The organism is Methylobacterium cerastii (assembly GCF_022179125.1).
In the GTDB taxonomy this organism is placed as follows: domain Bacteria; phylum Pseudomonadota; class Alphaproteobacteria; order Rhizobiales; family Beijerinckiaceae; genus Methylobacterium; species Methylobacterium cerastii.
In genome coordinates this window covers 1-8,252 of the sequence record NZ_BPQG01000015.1, presented here as the reverse complement: position 1 = coordinate 8,252, position 8,252 = coordinate 1, and the positions used below count along the sequence as shown (strand labels likewise).

Annotated in this window: 2 protein-coding genes and 5 pseudogenes; 4 read left to right on the top strand and 3 right to left on the bottom strand. The window is 53.2% G+C overall.

Features of this window, described 5'->3' with window-relative positions; all coding sequences use genetic code 11:
* Nucleotides 1-2,051, bottom strand: a 2,051-nt coding sequence (locus tag MFF13_RS06445) for a cadherin-like domain-containing protein (RefSeq protein ID WP_238271509.1), incomplete at its 3' end; no start/stop codon positions are given.
* Nucleotides 2,052-2,218: 167 nt separating this feature from the next.
* Between MFF13_RS06445 and MFF13_RS06440 the strand changes: the two are divergent.
* A pseudogene (locus MFF13_RS06440) lies at nt 2,219-2,389 on the top strand (IS5/IS1182 family transposase); the annotation flags it as partial.
* Between the two features lie 8 nt (nt 2,390-2,397).
* On the opposite strand, the pseudogene MFF13_RS06435 reads toward MFF13_RS06440, so the two are convergent.
* Nucleotides 2,398-2,535, bottom strand: a pseudogene (locus tag MFF13_RS06435) (IS630 family transposase); the annotation flags it as partial.
* 470 nt (nt 2,536-3,005) lie between these two features.
* On the opposite strand from MFF13_RS06435, the pseudogene MFF13_RS06430 reads away from it, so the two are divergent.
* Together MFF13_RS06430 and MFF13_RS06425 are read left to right on the top strand one after the other, a co-directional pair.
* A pseudogene (locus MFF13_RS06430) lies at nt 3,006-3,684 on the top strand (IS6 family transposase).
* Between the two features lie 286 nt (nt 3,685-3,970).
* Nucleotides 3,971-6,973, top strand: a complete 3,003-nt coding sequence (locus MFF13_RS06425) for a hypothetical protein (protein WP_238271501.1) — start codon at nt 3,971-3,973, stop codon at nt 6,971-6,973.
* 57 nt (nt 6,974-7,030) lie between these two features.
* Here the strand turns inward: MFF13_RS06425 and MFF13_RS06420 are convergent.
* Nucleotides 7,031-7,554, bottom strand: a pseudogene (locus tag MFF13_RS06420) (ISNCY family transposase); the annotation flags it as partial.
* A 129-nt stretch (nt 7,555-7,683) separates the two neighbouring features.
* On the opposite strand from MFF13_RS06420, the pseudogene MFF13_RS06415 reads away from it, so the two are divergent.
* Nucleotides 7,684-8,252 (top strand): annotated as a pseudogene (locus tag MFF13_RS06415) (transposase); the annotation flags it as partial.

The window sequence follows — 8,252 nt, the reverse complement described above, 5'->3', positions numbered from 1 at the left end:
GTGTAGGCGAACGCGAAGCTGTCGCCGCCAACCGTGAGCGCCGCCTTGGCTACGTCCGTGTTCGACAGGAGGTAATACTCCGCATCGAACCCCGGATGCACGGCAAGATCCGCGGCATTCCCCACCGCTGCGTAAGCCTGACGGCCCTCGGCCTGCCCGTATTGCAGGTAGTGCTGCAGCGGATCGGCACCGGCCGCCTTCACGTCCGGGTTGTGCGACAGGTGCAGCTCGTTGTCGAAGTTGGCCGACGGATCGCGCCCTTCCTTCCATCCATTGGCGTCGTAGTGTGTCAGCGGATTGATTCCCGCCTTGGCCACGTCCGCGTTGGCGGCGAGATATCCGGTGGTCGAGAAATCGGCGTTGGGATCACGCCCTTCATGCCAGCCGCTGGAGTTGTAGTGCGCCGTGGCATCGAGGTGCGCGTTCCAGACATCCAGGTTGTGGCTGAAGTAAAACAGGTCGTCGATAACGGCAGAACCAGCGTGCTCGTTGATTGTACCATCAGTGAAAGTATAATGATTGATTTGGCTTACAGCAGTTCTCGAGCCATCAGGGCCGTTGACGATAACATTCTTCTCGTTAAATGAGATAGTGCTATCGGTGAATTTAAATGCAAAGTCAGCAATATCGCCGGATATCAGAATGGTAGGTCTTATCGTAATGTCTATTGTAGATTCAACAAGCCCACCGTGGGAATTGGCGACTGTAAATCCAAAAACATCGTGTAGAGAGCTGTTGCCAGTTATTTTACCTGACGCATTATCAGCTATATAGTTGTATGACCCATCTGCATTGAGGGTGAGATGCCCATAAGTCCCTGTTACTGGCAGTCCAACCATTCCACCCTGGACGGCAGAAATTGTGAGGCTGTTTCCGTTCGGATCACTGTCCCCGGCGAGAGCGCCCGTTCCGTTTATACCATCTGTGCCATACACTGTATTCCCTGGCAGAACAGAGGCATATTCGACTTTAACAACAGGGTGAGGGCTAGATGCAATAAAACCATAATCTATAGTGCCGCCATAGAGCGTAGCGCTGCCCGTTAAAACTCCTGAATCACTAAAGGTATATATATAAGGCGTCGCGCTATCATATCCTGCAGATGAAACATCCAATTTTTCATATGTCTTGTTGATATAGGTAAAAAGATATGTGTTAGTTCTGTTTGTTTTATCTAATTGTGTGTAATGACCGCTTACTTGACCGGAAGAATTTATATAATCAAGGCTTGTTGAATCCGAACCAGGAAAATTGATCGTTACAAAAATACCATTTGTGTCAATATATCCATAATTATGCCCATTGGCATCTGTGAAATTTCCTGCAACCTGACCCAAATTATTAATGGCTTTTACGATAGTATCATTCGCATTCGGCGCATTTATAGTCGTTATGGTGCCATTGGTATCAATATATCCGTGATTATGGCCATCGTTGTCTTTATAAAATCCAGCTACTTGGCCTGAGTCGTTCATGATAGCGGAATATACGTTTTTTAGTCCATTGACATTGATATCTCTAAAACTACCTTTATTATATACAAAGAAGTTGTATGAGTATTGGTTGCCTGTATATGAGCCTAATATTTGACCTGACTCATTGATAGAAATTATGTTGGTATTCACTGAGCTGGAGTAAGATATAACCTGGAAATTAGAGTTGATATATGTGAATCCGTTGGTGTGTCGATCACTATTTGTATAACTTCCGAAGAATTGTCCTGATGCGGTTATACCGTCGATTGAGGTATTAATTGAGCCAGCAGGATCGACGACTGTAAAATTACCATTGCTGTAAACAAACCCATGATTATAACCACTGCTATATGAAAAATACCCGCCCACCTGACCTGAAGACGTTATGCCGCGTACGTGAGTATCAATAGCTCCTGTTGGATCGATAGTTGATATTGTATCATTAATGTCAATAAACCCATGCGAATGGTAGTCTGATGAATTATATGATCCAGCTACTTGTCCTGATGAGTTCCTGACTACGGGGTATAGCGATAGTGAAGGACTTTTTATGAAATTCACTTTGTAGCCGGACATTTTAGGGACCTTTCATTTTTTCAAGAGTTTGATATACATCTAACAAAATTTTATATCGGTTTTTCAAAGAGTGGTTTGATCCCTTTACCACTGAGTTGCATTTTGTATAAGTGCCGTTCGGCAACACGATAAGAAATTAGAACTCGCCATAAGCGTGGTGTAGATTTTGGCTGTTCCGCGAGCAGATCACCCGCGCGGGTGCCATCGACGAGCTGTTTGCCGCCTTCGACGCATGGATGAAGGGTAAGGGTTACCTCGCGATGTCGGGCCAAATCATCGATGCCTCGATCATCGCGGCTCCGCGTCAGCGCAACACCGATGCGGAGAAGGCGGCTCTGATCGCATGCGTCCCCAGCCCATCGGCGCTTAGCAGCACGATACGAGCGCGCCAGACGTGCTTCTGCGACGTGTTTCGATCCGCGACGAGTGCTTTGAGCCGAAGGTGATCCGAGGTGGAGACCGTGAAAGAGATGCCACTGCGCATCCCGCCGGACTCGCGGGATGGGACTCAAACCGAAACCCCACACGGACTCAACCGTCAGGGCTCAACCACTAGATCGATCGTGCCGCCACCCGACAGCGTCAGAAGCGCATCCCCATTCAAGGCCGTGCCGGTCGAATAGCCCTTCGTCGGGAAAACCGTCGTTTTCCCGACGTCAAGTCCAAAGAAACGCGGGTCCTCCAGCACCAAAGAAAACGGCCGAAGCATCGTAAGCGGTGTCTGGAGTCGCCCTTTTTGATGATCTGACGATGGTGGAGGCTGACGGTCCCTGGTTCGGATCGTTTTGTGTCTATGCTTGAGGATATGGTCGAGTTGCCGCGGTCGGTCCGCCGGCTTGAAGTTGTCACGGGCTCGGGCAGTCGTCGGTGCTTGTCGCAAACGCAAACGCGCCTTCGTTTACGGATCGTTAGCCGTCCCTGACCAGCTTGCCGCCTCCGCCCTTGAGCCGGCCCATGATCCTGTCCGTCATTGCTTTGAAGCTGAAGCAGCGCTCCAAGGCCGACTTCAAGGGCTGGCACTACGAGGCGACGCTCATCGTACAGGCCGTCTCCTGGTACCTGCGCTACCCACTGATCTACCACGATATCGAGGAGCCTTTTCTGGAGCGGGGCCTGGAGGTCGATCACAGCACCCTGAACTGCTGGGTTCTGGCCCACGCACCGCTGATCGAGAAGCGGTTAGGGCAATTCCGCCGGCTACACTGCGGATCGGTGCGCTTCGACGAAACCTACATCAAGGTGCGCGGTGAGTGGCGCTATCTCTACCGGGCCATCGACAAGCGCGTGAATCCCGTCGATTTGCTCCTCACGGCCAACCGGGATCTCGACACGGCCAAGCGGTTCTTTTGCAAGATGCTGCGGGAGCAGCCTTTGCGCGCTCCGGATCGCATCGACACGGATGGCGCCGGCCCGTACTCGCCGGCCATCGCCGCGAGCAGGAAGGCAGGCCTCCGGGCCGATGCCGCGGGTGGGCGGCTTCCGCTCGTTCAACACGGCGCGGCGCGCGATCCATGGCTTCGAGGCCATGCTCTGGCTGTGTAAGCGCTTCGGGTTCACCGCCGCATGGACGGTGCGCGAACAGAACCACCTACTCAAAATCTGCTTCAGGCTTCCCCGGGCGAACAGATCGTGAAAGTGGGACGGAAGAGGTAATTCAAGGATTCAGATTAGATTTTACGTCACGCCAATACTTTATACATAGTGATTAATTAATTAAATTTTGGAACGAAGACCACGGTCGCATTGAAGTTGCAAATAAGGCACGCGATAAAACAAAATTTGCCGTCGGTATTGACTATTAAAAAAACCTAGGTCACATCGTTAATTATAATTTTATAATACTGAAGATCGCCTCTGAATCCCACAGGCGCAATCTGGCCCGAATGAATCAGTGACCGATTTTCTGAGTGGAGGTAACGTTGGCGACCATCACATCTGGCTCTTCGTACATAGAGGCACAGCAGGGTGACACGTCCAATCCGGCTGCCGATCTGAGTGGCCCTGCCTCAAACGGAAAGTGGGCGCTGCTTACGTTTACGAGCGGCTCGTCAGTTACATTCAAAGGAAATTTCTCAAACACAGATACGAACGATTTTTTTGCTATTGGCGTCATAAATGGCACAGGTTCTCTTCCGGACAAAACTGGATTTACGGTCTCGATTTCGGGGATGAACGCTAATGGCGGCTCAATTGCGCTACAGGGTCGTCTCGAAGACTATTCATACTATAATACTTACGGACCATATGGAGCGACCGAATTTCTAAATAGCCTTGATCGAACTAGGAGTGTCTCATACGCAGATTGGTCTGCAGTTTGGGGCAAAGGAGGCAGCGGGGGCGGAGCGTACTTGGGCTTCCAAGTCGTAGATTACGGCTATGTCGGTGATTACACCATATCAATTACAAAAAGCAGTCCAAATATATCTCAGGTTGACCTTACACCATCGATTACGAGCCTTTCCCCGAGCACAGTACAGGGTGGGCAATCGGCAGTGGCCGGAATTCACGTGGCCAACATTGGATCCGCGATCTCACCAACTTCCGGATTCGACCTAGATTTTTACATGGCTTCGCTGCCTAATCTTAATGATCCGACGACAAATGCTTATCTTGGCAGCGTGCATTTAAATCAGTCTATAGCTGCCGGATCGTCTTTAGACCAATCAATATCGATGACCTTTCCCACTCAAGGGCCGGGTGAGACCTTAAATGGTGTTAGCTACCCTGGCGGATTTCTATTTTCAGGAACATACTATCTGTACGCCTGGGTTAATCGCAATCAAGCCGTCGCCGAGTCAAATTTCAACAATGATGTGACGTATACTCAGGTCGCCTACGTAAACCCTCTTCAAGTTAATGGTACAGCTGGCAACGACACTCTGTACGGGACAGCTCAAAATGATGGGTTTGATCCCGGTAAGGGTGATGATGATATTTACGCAGGTGCCGGCTTCAATACTCTGCGTCTTCACGCATCGCGTACAACAACCACGGCGCTCCGACTTGGAAGCGAGGTCGGAACCGTAAACGCAGATGGGCATGACGTGGGGACGAATATTGATCAAATAAAATTTGATGACATAACAATTTTGACAACAACGCTGCCCCAATTTGATCCCTATCAGTATCTTGCATCAAATCTAGATGTGCTACGCACTCTTGGGAATAATCAGTATAACGCCTTTCATCAGTATATCCGAAATGGCGTAGACGAAAAGCGAAGTACGGCGACCTTTAACACCGCGGAGTACCTCGCTTCAAACCCTGACCTTATCTCCACGTTAAGTGGGAGTCTTGCCGCTGGCGTTCAGCATTTCGTAAACAGTGGATTTCAAGAAGGGCGCCCAACATCCACTTTCGACGTTTACGAATACCTGGCTTCAAACATAGATCTTATTGCGACATTTCGCGCAAGCCCTACTTCGGCCGCAGGCCATTACGTATCCTATGGTTACAACGAGCATCGTAACGCAAATTCCTTCAATCCCTGGGAGTATCTAGCGTCCAACGTTGATTTGTTGAGGGCGCTAGGTCCTAACGCTCTTGCTGCCGAGCAGCATTATGTCAACAATGGGTTCGCCGAAGGCCGACCCACGGCAACGTTCGATGCTCTTAGATACATCGCCTCTAATGTAGATTTAATTCGAACCATCGGAAATAATGCTCTGGTGGCCCAGCAGCACTTCGACACGTACGGCTTCAAAGAGGGCCGGCCCACGGCGACATTCGACGCTTACGAGTATCTTGCTTCGAACCTCGACCTCCTGCCCGTGGTGGGCCGTACCGCTGCAGCAGGCGTGGCACATTATGTATCTTCTGGATTTTCCGAGGGTCGCTCAACGAGCTCGTTTGACGCATATGCATATTTGGCGTCGAACCCAGATTTGATAGGTGCCTTTGGACCGAACCCGTCAGCAGCCGCTCAGCACTACGTGAATTATGGCATAGCTGAGCATCGACCGGAGGCGTCCTTCAACGCCTATGAATACCTGGACTCGAACCCTGATGTGTTAGCAGCGCTAGGGTCGAATATTGCGGTGGCAACGCAGCATTTTGTCAAGAACGGTTATGCGGAACATCGACCGACGCAGTCGTTCGATGCTCTAGAATACATAGCGTCCAATCCCGACCTTGCGCGTGCTCTTGGCGTAAATATAGTGGCGGGACAGGAACACTATGCCAAGTACGGCTACGCAGAGCACCGGGCGACTCAGGGTTTCGATGGACTGCGCTACCTGGCGTCAAATCCAGATCTCGCTCGCACGTTTGGGGCGGACGTAGTCTCAGCCGAAAAGCACTACATCACCAATGGCTTGAAAGAGGGTAGGTCCACCACGTCCTTTAATCCGGCGCAGTACCTTGCCAATTACAAGGACTTACAAGCAGCATTCGGAGACGACCCGATTGCAGCTGAGGTGCAATACATAACGAGAGGTCTTTCGGAAGGCCGCATCGCCTCAGTCGCACCAGGCTCTACCTTAGGAGTCTTCATGGGCGATGCCAAAGATAATCGCATGGTCGTTGGGGCGGGTGACACATTGACGGGAGGTGGCGGCCACGATGTTTTCGTGCTTAAAGCTCCCCCTTCAAAACCAGCATTTATTACAGATTTTCACACAGTTTATGATAGTGCTGAGCACGATAAAATAGAAATCTCTGTCTCTGGTTTTGGTTATACTGGACAAGGATCAATCGGGGGTGGTTACGGGCCCTACCACGTCAACGGACCAGCAAGCCTGTATTTAACTAAAGATAATTCGCCGGCCGGTGTAGGCAGCTTCCTGTTCTTCCATGACTCCACCAACCCGAACGATACAAATGGAACGATATATTATGATCCTAATGGGGGCAATTCTTCCAACGCAGTTGCACTAGTTCACGTTACTGATTTTGGGCTTCGTGACGGCATCTTTTTCATCTAGCGACCGGATCTCTCAGCTCGACGTTGGCCATTCATGTGGCGTGGCGGAGGGCATAGTGCGGATGGAGTGCTGACCGTCGCTGATCACGCCCGCCACCGGCACGCCCACGGCCTCGACCACCTCGCGCAGCCGCACGGTCAGATCCTCCGCGGTCCCCGACAGCAGGCTGCCCGCCAGCAGGACCGTCCCCGAGAGACAGTCGCGTAGCCCCAGAGCACCTCGTGGCCGATATCCGGCTGCAGACCGTCGAGGGCGAGGACGATCCGGTCCTGCCCACCAAGCGGCCGGCGCAGGTGCTGAGGATCGCCGAGCCAGCTCGACATTATCTCGTCGTAGCGGTCGAGCAGGTTCGTCACGCTGCGCTCGGCGATGGGCACGCTGCGATCACGCATGATCGCGTGGATCTCCGGCACCGAGCGATGTTCGCGGTGGCGCAAGGCTCCCACCAGCGCCATCACGCCGAGGCCGAACTCGTGCTGCGGCAGCGCCAGTAAGCCTTCGGCCTCCGGGCGGTAGGGCTTGCGGAAGCCGGCGCAGCCCTCGGCCTCGCAGCGGCGGATCTTGAGGCGCAGCCGTTGCATGCCGGACAGCGTCACCAGCGTGTTGTCGGTGGTCGTGTCCCAGGCGGTGGTGTAGCTGAGGGGTGGTCATCGGCGGTTGCCGGGTAGGGTCGGGTTGCGAGAGCCAACCCCGAACCCGAGAGACCCCCGATGACCGACGAGATCATGGCCCTGCGCGGGCTGATGGAGAAGAGTGCCGACGCCGATCTGCTGCACGAGATGATCGGTTTTGCAGCCGAGCGACTGATGTAGCTGGAGGTGGGCGGCCTGACCGGCGCGGCTTACGGCGAGAAGAGCGCCGAGCGGCTGGTCCAGCGCAACGGCTACCGTGACCGGGACTGGCAAACGCGCGCCGGCACGGTCGAACTGCGCATCCCGAAGCTGCGCAAGGGCTCGTACTTCCCCGGCTTCCTGGAGCCGCGCCGGATGGCCGAGAAAGCGCTAACGGCGGTGATCCAGGAGGCCTACATCCAAGGCATCTCGACCCGCTCGGTCGATGATCTGGTCCAGGCCATAAGCGGCGCGGGCGTGTCGAAGAGCCAGGTCTCGCGCCTGTGCCAGGAGATCGACGAACGGGTCGGCGCGTTCCTCGACCGCCCCATCGAGGGCAAGTGGCCGTATCTTTGGATCGACGCCACCTACGTGAAGGTCAGAAGCGAGGGCCGCATCGTCTCGGTCGCCGTCATCGTCGCGGTGGGGTACGCCTACGGTGAAGGCCG